At 71.8% G+C, this 13,585-nt stretch carries 10 protein-coding genes; 5 read left to right on the forward strand and 5 right to left on the reverse strand.

Going from position 1 to position 13,585, the window contains the following annotated elements:
* Positions 1-12: 12 nt before the first annotated feature.
* From ACIO3S_RS19565 to ACIO3S_RS19585, 5 genes are all read right to left on the reverse strand, one after another.
* Positions 13-1,614, reverse strand: a complete 1,602-nt coding sequence (locus tag ACIO3S_RS19565) for an AMP-binding protein (RefSeq protein ID WP_400467161.1) — start codon at positions 1,612-1,614, stop codon at positions 13-15.
* Between the two features lie 89 nt (positions 1,615-1,703).
* Positions 1,704-3,272, reverse strand: coding sequence for an AMP-binding protein (locus tag ACIO3S_RS19570; protein WP_400467164.1), 1,569 nt, complete (start codon positions 3,270-3,272; stop codon positions 1,704-1,706).
* Positions 3,273-3,289: 17 nt separating this feature from the next.
* Positions 3,290-4,525 carry an RNA polymerase sigma factor gene (locus ACIO3S_RS19575; RefSeq protein ID WP_400467166.1) on the reverse strand — a complete coding sequence of 412 codons (1,236 nt, stop codon included), beginning with the start codon at positions 4,523-4,525 and terminating at the stop codon, positions 3,290-3,292.
* 13 nt (positions 4,526-4,538) lie between these two features.
* On the reverse strand, positions 4,539-4,874 hold the full coding sequence (locus ACIO3S_RS19580; RefSeq protein WP_400467169.1) for a YciI family protein: 336 nt from the start codon (positions 4,872-4,874) through the stop codon (positions 4,539-4,541).
* Positions 4,871-5,236, reverse strand: a complete 366-nt coding sequence (locus tag ACIO3S_RS19585) for a YciI family protein (protein WP_400467172.1) — start codon at positions 5,234-5,236, stop codon at positions 4,871-4,873. Before ACIO3S_RS19585 ends, ACIO3S_RS19580 begins: the two co-directional genes overlap by 4 nt.
* A gap of 211 nt (positions 5,237-5,447) precedes the next feature.
* Between ACIO3S_RS19585 and ACIO3S_RS19590 the strand changes: the two genes are divergently transcribed.
* The 5 genes from ACIO3S_RS19590 to ACIO3S_RS19610 all read left to right on the forward strand — a co-directional run bounded on the left by ACIO3S_RS19590 (position 5,448) and on the right by ACIO3S_RS19610 (position 13,525).
* Positions 5,448-9,287: a Pls/PosA family non-ribosomal peptide synthetase gene (locus ACIO3S_RS19590; RefSeq protein ID WP_400467175.1), complete on the forward strand. Its 3,840-nt coding sequence runs from the start codon at positions 5,448-5,450 to the stop codon at positions 9,285-9,287.
* 1 nt (position 9,288) lies between these two features.
* A complete protein-coding gene (locus tag ACIO3S_RS19595; protein WP_400467178.1) occupies positions 9,289-10,623 on the forward strand; it encodes a M1 family metallopeptidase in 1,335 nt (444 codons plus the stop codon).
* Between the two features lie 194 nt (positions 10,624-10,817).
* Entirely contained in the window at positions 10,818-11,339 is a 522-nt protein-coding gene (locus ACIO3S_RS19600) for a GNAT family N-acetyltransferase (RefSeq protein WP_400467181.1), read from the forward strand.
* A gap of 75 nt (positions 11,340-11,414) precedes the next feature.
* A complete protein-coding gene (locus ACIO3S_RS19605) occupies positions 11,415-12,113 on the forward strand; it encodes a response regulator transcription factor (protein ID WP_400467184.1) in 699 nt (232 codons plus the stop codon).
* The gene (locus tag ACIO3S_RS19610; RefSeq protein ID WP_400467187.1) at positions 12,110-13,525 is read left to right on the forward strand and encodes an ATP-binding protein; all 1,416 of its coding nucleotides are present in this window, start codon (positions 12,110-12,112) and stop codon (positions 13,523-13,525) included. The genes ACIO3S_RS19605 and ACIO3S_RS19610 overlap by 4 nt, the downstream gene beginning before the upstream one ends.
* Positions 13,526-13,585 lie beyond the last annotated feature (60 nt).

Below are 13,585 nucleotides of genomic sequence, written 5' to 3' on the forward strand. Positions count from 1 at the left end.
GCGCCGACTCGGCTACTTTTCGGCTGCCACGTCGTCTGGGCTCTTGCCGCCGGTGCTGAGCATGTCGGCCGTGAGGCCGGTGGCGGCGCGGTAGTCGACGGTCCCCGCAGGCGTACGCGGCACCGACTCGACCAGCAGGACGAGCTTGGGCTCGTGCGACTCCCCGAGCCGGTCGCGGGCGTGCTTGCGCAGGTCGGCAGCGGTGGTCTCGGTCGACGGGGCCAGCTGAACCAGCGCCGCGACCTGCTGGCCCCAGCGCGGGTGGGGCATGCCGAAGACGGCGGCGTCGACGACGTCCTCGTGGGCGAGGAGCACGCCCTCGATGGTCTCGGGGTGGATCTCGAGGTCACCGGTGCGTACGAGCGTGGCGGCCCGGCCGAGCAGTGTGATCGAGCCGTCCTGCTCGCGGCGGGCGAGGTCGCCGGGGAAGGTCCAGCGCCGGTTGTCGATCAGCTTGATCGCGGTGGCCGAGCGGGCGTTGTCCTTGTAGTAGCCGAGAGCCGACGGGCCGGAGCGGGCCAGCAGGCCCTCGACGCCGGGAGCCGCCGGGGTGAGGTCGGGGTTGAACACCTCCACCTCCGGGCCCACCATGAACCGCGCCTCGCCGGGCACGAGCGAGGATCCGTCGTCGGCGCGGGAGCCGGTGACGCCGGTCTCGAGGGTGCCGTAGGAGTCGACGATGACCCGGCGGGCGAAGGCGTTGCGCAGCGTGCCGAGGACGCCGTCGGAGAGCGGCGCCGCAGTGTTGGAGACCCCGGCGAGCGAGCGCAGCGGCCAGCGCTTCTTCCCGGTCAGCCGGGCGTTGGCCACCGGCCGCGCCTGGGCGTCGCCCAGCAGCGTGATCGCGGTCGCGCCGGCCTGCTCGGCGAGGTCGAGGAAGGCCTCGGCGGAGAAGGTGGGCGAGGTGTCGAGCACCGCGGTGCCACCCGCGACCAGCGCCCGGAGGAGCAGCAGCTGGCTCTGCCCGTGCAGCAGCGGACCGCCGGCGAGCAGGACGACACCCGAGTCACGAGCGGCCGCCTCCGCGGCGAGCCCCTCGACCGACGGGATCGGCGCGTTGCGGCGGACCGTGTTCAGCGCGGCCCAGATCAGGTCCTCCTGGCGCCAGACCGCACCCTTCGGGGTGCCCGTGGTGCCGGTGGTGAAGATGATGTGCCAGTCGCCAGGCGTACGTCCGACCGTCGGCCGCTCCTTGGACGCCGCGGCGACCTTGGCGTCGTAGTCGGCGCCCAGGATGACGCGGTGGTTCAGCTTCAGGTCGAGCTCGTCGAGGTCATCGGTGAACTCGGGGGAGACGATGGCCGCGACACAGTCGGTGGCGGCGTACGTCCTGGCGAGCTCGTCGCGCCGGTAGGCGTGGTTGATGTTGACCGGGACGGTGCGGGCCTTGAGGCACCCGTAGAGGGCGTCGACCCACTCGATCCGGTTGGTCGCGTGAACGGCGACCTGGGCACCCGGCTCGAGGCCGACGCTCAACAGGTGGTTGGCCAGGCGCGTGGCACGCTCGTCGATCTCGGCGTACGAGTAGGCGCGGTCGGAGGTGACGACGGCCGTGCGATCGGGGATGGCGTCGGCCATCGCTTCCAGGATGTCGGGCAGTGTGAGGGGGATCACGGCGGACACAGGGACGTACGTGCCTTCCAATTGATAGAGCCAGGGGTAGGGCCGTACGGCACCGAACCGTACGTCGGATCAGCCGGTCGTCACGTACGCGCCTCGAGCAGCTCGGCGGCGACCGTAGCGCTGGCACGATAGTCCACCTTGCTCACGGGCGTGCGGGGGACTCGCTCCACGAGCAGGATGTCCTTGGGCACCTTGTAGGCGGAGATGAGGCTGCGGCAGTGCTCGCGGAGCGCATCGGTCGAGGTCTGGGCGCCGTCGCGGAGCTGCACGAGAGCGGTGACCTGCTGGCCCCAGCGCTCGTGCGGGGTGCCGACGACCGCGGTGTCGAAGACGTCGGCATGACGCAGCAGGACCGACTCGACCTCCTCGGGGAAGACCTTCTCGCCGCCGGTGTTGATGCAGCCCGACCCGCGGCCGAGGACGGTGATCGAGCCGTCCTCCTCGCGCCGCGCGAAGTCGCCCGGGATCGACCAGCGCTGCCCGTCGACCTCCTTGAACGTCGCCGCGGTCTTCACCGGGTCGTTGTAGTAGCCCAGCGGGATCGACCCGGTGCGCGCGAGCATCCCGGTCTCACCCGGCGCGCACGGCACCATGTCGGTGTCGAAGACCTGTACGTCCATCCCGACCTGGAACTTCGGCGCGGCCTGTGCGCCCTTGTTGCCGTCGTCGACCTGCATGCCGGCCGCCCCGGACTCCGAGGCGCCGTAGGAGTCCAGGATGTAGCGGCCCGGCAGTGCCTCCCGGAGCTGGGCGCGGACCCCCGCGGAGAGCGGGGCGGCGCCGTTGGAGACGGCGAACAGGCTGCTCAGGTCCCAGCGCTCCGGCTCGCGCAGGATCGCCTCGGCGACCGGGCGGCCCATCGCGTCGCCCAGGAAGGTGAGCGAGTTGACCCCGGCGGCCTGGACCAGGTCGAGGATCGTCTCGGGCGACCAGGCCGGCTCGGTGTAGAGCGAGACCGTGCAGCCGGCGACATGGCCGTTGCCCATGATCCACTGGCTGCCGCCGTGCATCATCGGACCGCAGGCCAGCAGCACCATCGGCGACTCCTGCGCCGCGGCCTCCTCGGCGAGCTGCTCGACGGTGTCGAAGGGAGCTCCGAACCGGCTCGCGTTCATCGCGGCGCGGATGATGTCCTCCTGGCGCCACACGACGCCCTTAGGCATCCCGGTGGTGCCGCCGGTGTAGATGACGTAGCGGTCGTCGGGGCTGCGCTCGATGTCGGGGCGCTCCTTGGACGCGGCGGCGACGGCGGCGTCGTACTCCTCGCCCATCACCAGCGTCGGGATGCCCAGGCCGAGCGCGGCGACCGCCTCGACGTGCTCCGGTCCGATGATCGCCGCGACGGCGTCGGAGTTGCGGTAGAGGTGGTCGAGCTCGTCGTGGAGGTACTTGTGGTTGATGTTGATCGGCACCGCCCGCGCCTTCATGCACCCGTAGAACGCGTCGACCCACTCGATCCGGTTGCGTGAGTGGACGGCGACGTGGTCGCCGGGTTTGATGCCCTGCCCGAGGAGGTGGTTGGCCAGCCTGGTCGCGCGCTCGTCGACCTCGGCGAAGCTGTAGGCGTGTTCCATCGTGAACACGGCGGTGCGGTCGGGGATGGCGTCCGCCATCGCCTCGAGGATGTCGGGGAGAGTGATCGGGGTCACACCACCGAGTGTGGCAACTAGAACGTGTTCTCGTCTACCGATTGAGGTGGAAAACCTTCCAGGGCCCGTTGCCGCCGGGCGAGGTCGGCCCGCTCCGGCCCGTGCGTGCAGAGCGCGATGGCCTCCGCGTACGCCTCGATCGCGGCGTCGTGGCGCCCCGACCGCTCCAGCAGCTGGGCGCGTACGGCGGGCAGGCGGTGCCCCGGGAGAGCGACCGATTCCAGCGCCTCGAGCCCGGCCTCGGCGCCGTTCGCCTCGGCCACCGCGACGGCCCGGTTGAGACGTACGACCGGGGTGTCCTGGAGTGCAAGCAGCTCGTCGTAGCGCTCGACGATGCGCTTCCAGGCGGTCGTCTCGGAGCTGGGCGCGAGGGCGTGCTCGGCGGCGATCAGCGCCTGGAGGAGATAAGGGGCCGGGGCCGCGTGGGCGAGCGGGGTGAGGATCGCGAGGGCCTCGGTGATCTCGTCGGTCCGCCAGCGGGTGCGGTCCTGGTCCGGGAGCAGCACGAGAGCACCGTCCGGACCGATCCGGGCCGCCCGGCGCGAGTGCTGCAGCAGCATCAGCGCGAGGAGGGCATCGATCTCCGGGGCCGGCTCGGGGAGGACCGACCGAAGGACGCGGATCAGCCGGATCGCCTCGCCCGCCAGGTCGCTGCGTACGACATCGGGACCGGTGCCGGGGGCGTAGCCCGCCGTGAACGCGAGATAGGCGACCTCGGCGACGATCTCGACCCGGCCGGCCAGATCTGCGGGAACCTCGAAGGAGGCGCCCGCGAGCCGCTTGCGCGCCCGGGTCAGCCGCGCCGCCATCGTCGCCTTCGGCTGCAGGAACAACCGCCCGATGTCCTCGGTGGGGACGCCCAGAACCAGACGGAGGGTGAGCGCGGCGGCGGCTTCGCGCGACAACGTCGGGTGGGCGCAGAGGAGCACCAGCCGCAGCCGCTCGTCGGTGACCTCCTCGCCCGAGTCGACCATCACCCGCTGCGCCTCCTGGGTCAGCGCCGCGTCCACGGCGAGCAGCGGCATCTTGCGGGCCAGCACCTCCTCCGAGCGCATCCGGTCCACGATCCGCCGACGCGCGGTGGTGAGCAGCCAGGCCGGCCCGTTGTCGGGCTCGCCGTCGACGGGCCAGCGCCGAGCGGCCGCCTCGAAGGCGTCGGCCAGCCCGTCCTCGGCCAGGTCGAGACGGCGGAACTGCGCGACGAGCAGGGCCAGCAACCGGCCCCACTCCTCGCGCAGCACCTTCTCCAGCATCGCCGTGGTCGCCCTAGTCCGCCGCGCGGATCTCGATCGCCGACTCGACCGTGGCGAGCAGCCGGCAGCACTCGGCCAGGTCGTCGCGGTCCTCGGACTCCACGACGTAGAGCCCGGCCAGGTGCTCGGCCGCCTCGGTGTAGGGGCCGTCGGTGACGCCGGAGGAACGCACGGTCACCGCCGTCGACGGAACGGCGAGCGCTGCGCCGTACCCCTTCAAGATGGTGTGGCCGCGCTCGGCGAGCAGGGCCGCGAACTTCTCGTGCACGGCGAACAACGTGTTCCTGTCCTCCTCCGGCTTCGCCTGCCACTCGGCCTCGACGTTGGGGATGAGCAGGTAGTACCTCATGCGGGCATCTCCCCGTGCTCGACGATCTCCCGGATCTCGAGCGCCGTCTCGAGCTCGGCGAGCACCTTGCAGCACTCGAGCATGTCGTCGGCGTCGTCGGTCTCGATCGTGTAGAAGCCGGTCACGTGCTCGACGGTCTCGGCGAACGGGCCGTCGGTGATCACCACCCCGTCACCGGTCTTACGCAGCGTCTTGGCCTTGCTGGAGTGGTGGAGCTCGGCGCCGCCGGTGACCTTGTGGCCGCGTTCGGCGAGCAGCTTGGCGAACCTGCCGTGCACCTCGTATCCGGCTGCCTTCTCCTCCGGCGTCGACTCGGCCCAGAAGGCCTCGTTCGTCGGCAGCAGCACCATGTATCTGGTCATCGTGATCCCTTTCGTCCGCTCGAAATGAGTCTGTCACCGGGGATGACGGGTGGGACAAGGCCAAATCGACACCGAGAAGGAACGAAGATGTACGTCATCCGTTCAACTGACCCCGGAAGGCTCCGCGTGTGAGCGAGCGTCAGCGAGTGAACCATCCAAGCTTCACGCGACCGCGTCCGTATCATGGCGCATGCGCTACGGACGTGGTCGCGTGACCGACCCCCTGCTGCGAGGCGACCTCGCACCTGAGCCACGGACCCTCGTCGACATCTTCCGGGCCACCGCGGCCCAGGTGCCCGACGATCCGGCCGTCGACGCGGGCAACGGGCTGCTGACGTACGCCGAGCTCGAGGAGGCCGCTGACGGGCTGGCCGCCGAGCTCAACGCCGCCGGGATCGGGCCGGGGGACAAGGTGGGGCTGCGGATCGCGAGCGGCACCACCGACCTGTATGTCGCGATCCTCGGGATCCTTTGTGCGGGTGCCGCCTATGTGCCGGTCGACGCCGACGACCCCGAGGAGCGGGCCCGGCTGGTCTTCGGTGAGGCGCAGGTCGCCGCGGTCGTGACCAACGACCTGCGGGTCACCACGATCGGGACCGGCGAGGCGCGTGAGCCGGAGGAGCCGTCGACCGACGACGACGCCTGGGTGATCTTCACCTCCGGGTCGACCGGCACCCCAAAGGGGGTAGCGGTGACCCATCGCAACGCTGCGGCGTTCGTCGACGCCGAGTCGCGCCTCTTCCTCCAGGACGCCCCGATCGGGGTGGGCGACCGGGTGATGGCGGGCCTCTCGGTGGCCTTCGACGCGAGCTGCGAGGAGATCTGGCTGGCGTGGCGCTACGGCGCCTGCTTGGTCCCGGCCCCGCGGGCGCTGGTGCGCTCCGGGGTCGACGTCGGTCCGTGGCTGGTCGCCAACCAGATCACCATCGTCTCGACGGTGCCCACGCTGGTCGCGCTGTGGCCGCCGTCCTCGCTCGACCGGGTCCGGCTGCTGATCACCGGCGGCGAGGCGATCCCGCCCGAGCTCGCGGCCCGACTGGTCACGGCCGACCGAGAGGTGTGGAACACATACGGCCCGACCGAGGCCACGGTGGTGGCCTGCGGTGCCCAGCTGACCGCGGAGGGACCGGTACGCATCGGCCTCCCGCTCGACGGCTGGGACCTCGCCGTCGTCGACCCTGCCACGGGCCTCCCGGTCCCCGAGGGCGAGACCGGCGAGCTGATCATCGGCGGCGTCGGCCTGGCGCGCTATCTCGACGCGGCCAAGGACGCCGAGAAGTACGCCCCGATGCCCACGCTCGGTTGGGAGCGCGCCTACCGGTCCGGTGACCTGGTCGTCAACGACCCCGCCGGGCTGCTCTTCGGTGGGCGCGCCGACGACCAGATCAAGCTCGGCGGCCGGCGCATCGAGCTCGGCGAGATCGACAGTGCCCTGCTGCAGCTGGACGGGGTCGTCGGGGCCGCGGCAGCCGTCCGGAGGAGCGCCGCGGGCAACAGCCTGCTGGTCGGCTACGTCACCGTCGACGACACCTTCGACCAGTCCACTTCCGTCGCCCGGCTCAGAGCCGACGTGCCCGCGGCCCTGGTACCGCGGCTGGCCGTGGTCGACAGCCTCCCGACGCGTACGAGCGGGAAGGTCGACCGCGACGCACTGCCCTGGCCGCTCGCCTCCGCCGCGGGTTCGGGCGAGGGTCTCAGCGACACCGAGGCCTGGCTGGCCGGGCTGTGGAACGACGTCCTGGGCGCCGAGGTCACCGGGCCCGCTGCGGACTTCTTCGACCTCGGCGGCGGCAGCCTCACCGCGGCCCAGATGGTCAGCCTGATCCGCGAACGCTTCCCCGAGGTCGCGCTCGGCGACATCTACGACCAGCCGAAGCTCGGGGCGCTCGCCACCTACATCGACGAGATGGGCAGCTCTGCCGCGCTCTCCGAGCACGAGGTGCCGGCCGTACGCCTCAAGACCCAGGTCGCTCAGGTGGTCGCCACCATCCTGCTGCGCTGCCTCGCGGCACCGCGCTGGCTGACCTGGATCGCGCTCGGGACGACGCTCGCCCAGCCGTGGGCGCCCTGGCTGCCCTCGCTCAGCTGGTGGATCCTCGTGCCGGCCGTCCTCGCCTTCCTGACCCCGCCGGGCCGGATGCTGCTCGCCGCGGGCGCGGCGCGGCTCATCCTGCGCGGCGTACGTCCGGGGGAGCACCCCCGCGGCGGCAAGGTCCATCTCCGGCTCTGGCTGGCGACGCACGCCGTCGACGAGCTCGGCGCCCACGGTCTCGCCGGGGCACCCTGGATGCTCTGGTACGCCCGGCTGCTCGGCGTGCGGATGGGCAAGAACGTCGACCTGCACAGCCTTCCGCCGGTCACCGGCATGCTCACTCTCGGCAAGGGCTGCTCGATCGAGCAGGAGGTCGACCTCTCCGGTCACTGGATCGAGGGCGACGTGCTCCATCTCGGTGAGGTCGAGGTGGGCGAACGGGCCCGGGTCGGGGCACGCTCGACGCTGCTGCCCGGCGCCCGGGTCGGCGACGACGCCGAGGTCGGACCGGGTTCGGCGGTCTTCGGCGTGGTACCGGCGGGCGAGTTCTGGTCGGGTTCGCCGGCGGCTCGTGCCGCGCGGGAGGCGCGCGGGCCGTGGCAGCCGCCCCAGGCTCGCGCCCAGGTCTGGATGCTCCTCTACGGCATCGCGGCCGGCGTCCTCGCCCTGCTTCCCGCGGTCGCCATCGGCGTCGGGATGCTCGTCGCAGTCGCCCTCGCCGGCGTGCCAACCTCCTACGCCGACATCGGGGCGCTGCTGGCCTGGGGCCCGGTCGCGGTGGCTGCCGGATTCGCCACCCTGGCCGCACTGATCTGGGCGGTGGTGCGGCTCGCCGGTCTGGCGATCGCCCCCGGCGTACATCCCGTACGCAGCCTGGCCGGTGTCGCGGTCTGGTCGACGATGCAGGTGCTCGACGAGGCCCGCACCTGGCTCTTCCCGCTCTACTCCTCGACGCTGACGCCACTGTGGCTGCGGGCGCTGGGCGCGAAGATCGGCAAGCACGTCGAGGCCTCGACGGTGCTGATGATCCCCGGGCTGACGCAGGTCAACGACCAGAGCTTCCTGGCCGACGACACCCTGATCGGCGGCTACGAGCTCGGCGGCGGCTGGCTGCGGGTCGAGCGGGTGAAGATCGGCAAGCGGGCCTTCGTCGGCAACTCCGGCATGGCGGCGCCCGGCCGCAAGGTGCCGAAGGCGTCCCTGGTCGCCGTGCTCAGCGCGGCCCCGCGCCGCAAGCGGGCGCAGAAGGGCGAGAGCTGGCTCGGCTCGCCGCCGGCGCCGCTGCGCCGGGCGGCCGGCGAGGCCGACTCGGGACGTACCTATGACCCGCCGGCCGGGCTCAAGATCGCGCGGGCGCTCGTCGAGCTGGCTCGGCTGGTGCCGCAGACGCTCGCGGTGCTGCTCTACGCAGGGGCCGGCTACGTGCTCGTGCGGGTCTGGGAGGCGACCGACCTCCTCGTCGCGATCCTGGTCACCGGGCCGGTGCTCGCCGCCGCCGGAGCGGTCGCCGCCGGCATCACGGTGGCGGCGAAGTGGCTGCTCGTGGGCCGCATCCGGGCCGGGTCGCACCCGCTGTGGAGCTGGTTCGTGTGGGCCAACGAGCTGGCCGACACCTTCGTCGAGGTGCTCGCCGCGCCCTGGTTCACCGGCGCCGTGTCCGGGACCCCGGTGCTCAACCTCTGGTTTCGAGCGCTCGGCGCGAAGATCGGCCGCGGCGTGTGGATCGAGACCCACTGGCTCCCCGAGACCGACCTCGTCGAGCTCGGCGACGGCGCCACGGTCAACGCCGGCACGGTCGTGCAGACCCACCTGTTCCACGACCGCGTCCTGGCCCTCGACGAGGTCGTCCTCCGGCGCGGCGCCACGCTCGGGCCCAACTCGGTGATCCTGCCCGCCGCCGCCATCGGCCGGCATGCGGTCGTCGGCCCGGTCTCCCTGGTCATGCGCGGGGAGAGCCTCCCGGACAAGACCCTGTGGATCGGCAACCCGATCGGCCCCTGGGACCAGGCGGCCCCCTAACATGACCGCCGTGCCGAAGCTCCCCGCAGCCGACCCCTACCTTCCTGGTCATGGGGACCTGTCGTGGAGCGCGACCCACTACGACCTCGAGCTCACCTACGACCTGGTCGGCAACCGGCTCGCGGGCACCGCGACGATCCGCGCTGTCGCCGTCGACGACCTCAGCCGCGTCGTCCTCGACCTCGCCCACCTGCGGGTGCAGAAGGTCGCGATCGACGGCCGCCCGCCGGCCAAGTGGTCCCACCGCGACCACCGACTGGTGCTGAACCTCCGCTCGCGGATCGCGGCCGGCGAGGAGTTCGTGGTCACGGTCAGATACTCCGGCAAGCCCCGTCCGGTGGTGCTCTCGCACCACGGCGACGCCGGCTGGGAGGAGCTCGACGACGGTGTCATCGTCGCAGGTCAACCGCATGGTGCGCCGACCTGGTTCCCATGCAACGACCGCCCCTCCGACAAGGCCCGCTACGCGATCAGCGTGACCACCGCGCCCGGCTATGCGGTCGTCTCCAACGGCGAGCTGACCTCCCGCGTACGCCGCGGCAGCGGGGAGACCTGGCGCTACTGGCAGGCCGAGCCGATGGCGACCTATCTCGCCACGGTGCAGATCGGGCGCTACCGGGTCGTCGACATCGCGCCGGCCGAAGGGCCGGGCGGCCGGGTGCCGATCCGGGCCGCGTACCCGGTCGACGCCACCGCCGGGTTCGAGGCCTCCTTCGGGCGCCAGCGGGAGATGATGGCCTACTTCACCTCGGTCTTCGGGCCCTATCCGTTCGCCTCCTACTCAGTCGTGGTCACCGACGACGAGCTCGAGATCCCGCTCGAGTCGCAGTCGCTGTCGACCTTCGGGCGCAACCACCTCACCGGCGAGTGGTCGGAGGTACGCCTCGTCGCCCACGAGCTCGCCCATCAGTGGTTCGGCAACGCGGTGACGCTGCGCGAGTGGCGCGACATCTGGCTGCACGAGGGTTTCGCCTGCTACAGCGAGTGGCTGTGGTCCGACGCCTCCGGCGGCCGTTCGTGCGGCGAGCACGCGCGCCACCACCACCGCCGGCTGTCCGCGCTGGCGCAGGACCTGGTCCTCGCCGACCCCGGTCCCGCGGACATGTTCGACGACCGCGTCTACAAGCGCGGCGCGCTGACCCTGCACGCCCTGCGACGCACCGTCGGCGACGAGGCTTTCTTCACGATCCTGCGCACCTGGGTGGCGCGGCACAGCGGGGGATCGGTCACGACCGCCGACTTCGAGGCCCTCGCGGCCGAGGTCTGTGGCCGCGACCTCACCGCGCTCTTCGATGCCTGGCTGCGGCGGGCGGCGCTGCCCGACCTGCCCGCCTGAAGACGCTCGCGGCGCTCGTCGAGCCGGATTCGTGAGGAACGAGCGAATCCGTGTCGAGACCAACACAGTCCCCTCGGCACACGACAGGACCGTGTTGGTCATCTCGACAAGCTCGACACAACGCTCGACACGCTCGGCCGCAGGCGGCCTCGCGGCTCGACCAGCGAGTGCTGATTCGGGCTACCCTCGGCGACGTGCCCGAGCTGACCTTCCGTGACGCCAACTTCTCCGACGTCGACGCCCTGGTCGGGCTGATCGAGTCGGCCTACCGCGGTGATGCCTCCCGTGCCGGCTGGACCACCGAGGCGGATCTGCTCGCTGGCCAGCGCACCGACCCCGACGGCGTACGCGAGGTGATCACCGCAGCGGGCTCCCGGCTCCTGGTCGCCGAACGCGCCGGCGAGATCGTCGCCTGCTGCCAGCTGCAGAAGCGAGAGGCGTACGTCTATTTCGGCATGTTCTCCGTCTCGCCGCAGCTGCAGGGAGGCGGCGTCGGCAAGGCCGTCATGGCCGAGGCCGAGCGGATCGCGCGTGAGTGGGGCGCGGAGGAGATCCGGATGACCGTGATCCGCCAGCGCGAGGACCTGATCGCGTTCTACGAGCGGCGCGGGTTCGGGCGTACGGGCCGCTTCGAGCCGTTCCCCTACGGCGACGAGCGATTCGGTCGCCCGCTGCGTGACGACCTCGAGTTCGCCGAGCTCGCGAAGCCTCTCTGACCCCGGCGCAGTGGCCAAGCCCTGCCGAGCTGGGGCTTTCATGTCCTCTCAGGATCCCGAGGGATCCTGAATCGCGTGACCACGACCTCAGCCGAACCTGTCCGGGTGCTGCTCGTCGACGACGAGCCGGACGTGCGCACGAGCCTGAAGGGCGGCCTCGCCTTCGAGGGGTACGCCGTGACCACCGCCGCGGACGGGGGCGAAGCGCTCGGGCGGCTCTCCGAGGACGTACCCGACCTGGTGATCCTCGACATCGGGCTGCCCCACATCGACGGCCTGGAGGTGTGTCGGCGGGTGCGCTCGCGGCATCTCGACGTACCGATCCTCCTGCTCACCGCCCGCGACGGCACCGAGGAGCGGGTGACCGGACTCGATGCCGGCGCCGACGACTACCTGGTCAAGCCGTTCGCCCTCGAGGAGCTGCTGGCCAGGATGCGTGCGCTGCTGCGCCGCAGGGGCGGGGCTGGGGACAGGCTGCTCTGCTTCGCCGGGATCGTCGCCGAACCCGCCTTGCGCGAGGTCACCGTGGACGAGCGCCGCGTGGACCTGACCCGCACCGAGTACGACCTGCTCGAGCTCTTTCTCCAGAACCCGCGCCGCGTGCTCTCGCGCGACACCATCCTCCGCGAGGTCTGGGGCCTCGACTTCGACTCCGGCTCCAACACGCTCGACGTGTTCGTCGGGTGCCTTCGCCGCAAGACCGAGGCCGGCGGCGGGCCCCGCCTGATCCACAACGTCCGCGGTGTCGGCTACGTCCTGAAGGAGCCGTCGTGAGGCAGTGGCCGATCCGGGCTCGGATCGCGCTGCTGTCGGCGGTGGTGGTGGCGCTGGCGATCGTGCTGGCCAGCGTGTTCGCGTGGACCGCCACCCGGGCCACCCTGCTGCGCCAGATCGACAGCTCCCTCGGCGACCGGCTGATCATCCGGGGTGCGATCGACGAGGACGGAAAAAGGGTCACCGCCTTCAGCGAGGGCCTGACCGAGCGGATGTGCGAGGACCCGCCGGCGCTGCCTCCGGAGCTGGAGGCGGAGGACGCACCGGTACCGCAGGTGCAGCTGCTCAGGGGCGACGGTTCGATCTGCCTGCTGGGGAAGAAGGAACGGCTGGTCGAGCCCAACGCCGAGGAGCGGGCGGTCGCCGAGTCCGGTCGCGGCGAGGTCGTCCGTGACACGTCCACCGACCAGGGCACCCGGGTCAGGGTGCTGACCAAGGCGGTCGAGCCGGGGCTCGCGGCCCAGTCGGTGCGCTCGTTGGAGGAGGTCGACGCGACCCTGCGCAGCCTGGCCGGGCTGCTCGGCCTGGCCAGCCTGCTCGGGGTGCTGTTCGCGGCGTTCGCCGGCATGCTGCTGGCCCGCTATCTGGTGGGCCCGATCGAGCGGCTGACCACGGCCGCCGAGTACGTCGCCGCCACCGACGACCTCGACGTACCGCTCGATGTCGAGAGCGCCGAGGGCTCCCGCGACGAGGTGGCCAGGCTGAGCACCGCCTTCCGCGCCATGATGACCCGGCTGGCCGGCTCCCGGCGGCGCCAGCAGCAGTTGGTCGTCGATGCCGGACACGAGCTGCGGACCCCGGTGACGAGCCTGCGCACCAACGTCGAATGGCTGATGCGGCTCGACGACAGCGGCCGCGCGCTGCCGCCTGAACAGCGGCGCCGGGTGGCACAGGCCGTGCTGGGTCAGGTCGAGGAGCTCGCCGACCTGGTCACCGAGCTGAGCCACATGGCCAGGGGCACCGGCGACAACGGCGACGATGCGGCGACCGGCCCTGTCCAGGTCGACGAGGTCGTGCTGCGAGCCGTCGAGCGTGCCCAACGCCGCGACCCGGCGCGCCGTTTCAATCTCGACCTCGAACCGCACCGGATCACCGGCGATCCGGCGGCCCTCGAGCGAGCGGTGGTCAACCTGCTGGACAACGCGCTGAAGTTCTCCGACGGGCCGGTCTCCGTCGTGGTTCGCGACGAGGAGGTGTACGCCGCCGACCGCGGCCCCGGCCTCTCCGACGCCGAGGCGGCGCACGCCTTCGAGCGCTTCTGGCGTGCCGAGACCGACCGCGAGCTGCCTGGTTCGGGCCTGGGGCTGGCGATCGTCGCGGAGGTCGCCGCGCGCCACGGCGGCACGCCGTTCTTCCGCGCTCGCGGGGGCGGCGGGAGCGAGGTCGGCATCCGGTTCACCGACCGTCGCTGACCTCTCTGAGTCTCTTCACGGACCTCTCAGGTTGCCCAGCGAAGACTCACAAAGCGGACT

Origin of the sequence: Nocardioides sp. NPDC087217 (assembly GCF_044744805.1) — a bacterium.
GTDB lineage: Bacteria > Actinomycetota > Actinomycetes > Propionibacteriales > Nocardioidaceae > Nocardioides.

Bases quoted from the DNA above. Each gene is read 5' to 3' on its own strand.
- ACIO3S_RS19580 (WP_400467169.1), bottom strand. From the start codon at position 4,874: ATGAGGTACTACCTGCTCATCCCCAACGTCGAGGCCGAGTGGCAGGCG.
- ACIO3S_RS19595 (WP_400467178.1), top strand. From the start codon at position 9,289: ATGACCGCCGTGCCGAAGCTCCCCGCAGCCGACCCCTACCTTCCTGGT.
- ACIO3S_RS19575 (WP_400467166.1), bottom strand. From the start codon at position 4,525: ATGCTGGAGAAGGTGCTGCGCGAGGAGTGGGGCCGGTTGCTGGCCCTG.
- ACIO3S_RS19585 (WP_400467172.1), bottom strand. From the start codon at position 5,236: ATGACCAGATACATGGTGCTGCTGCCGACGAACGAGGCCTTCTGGGCC.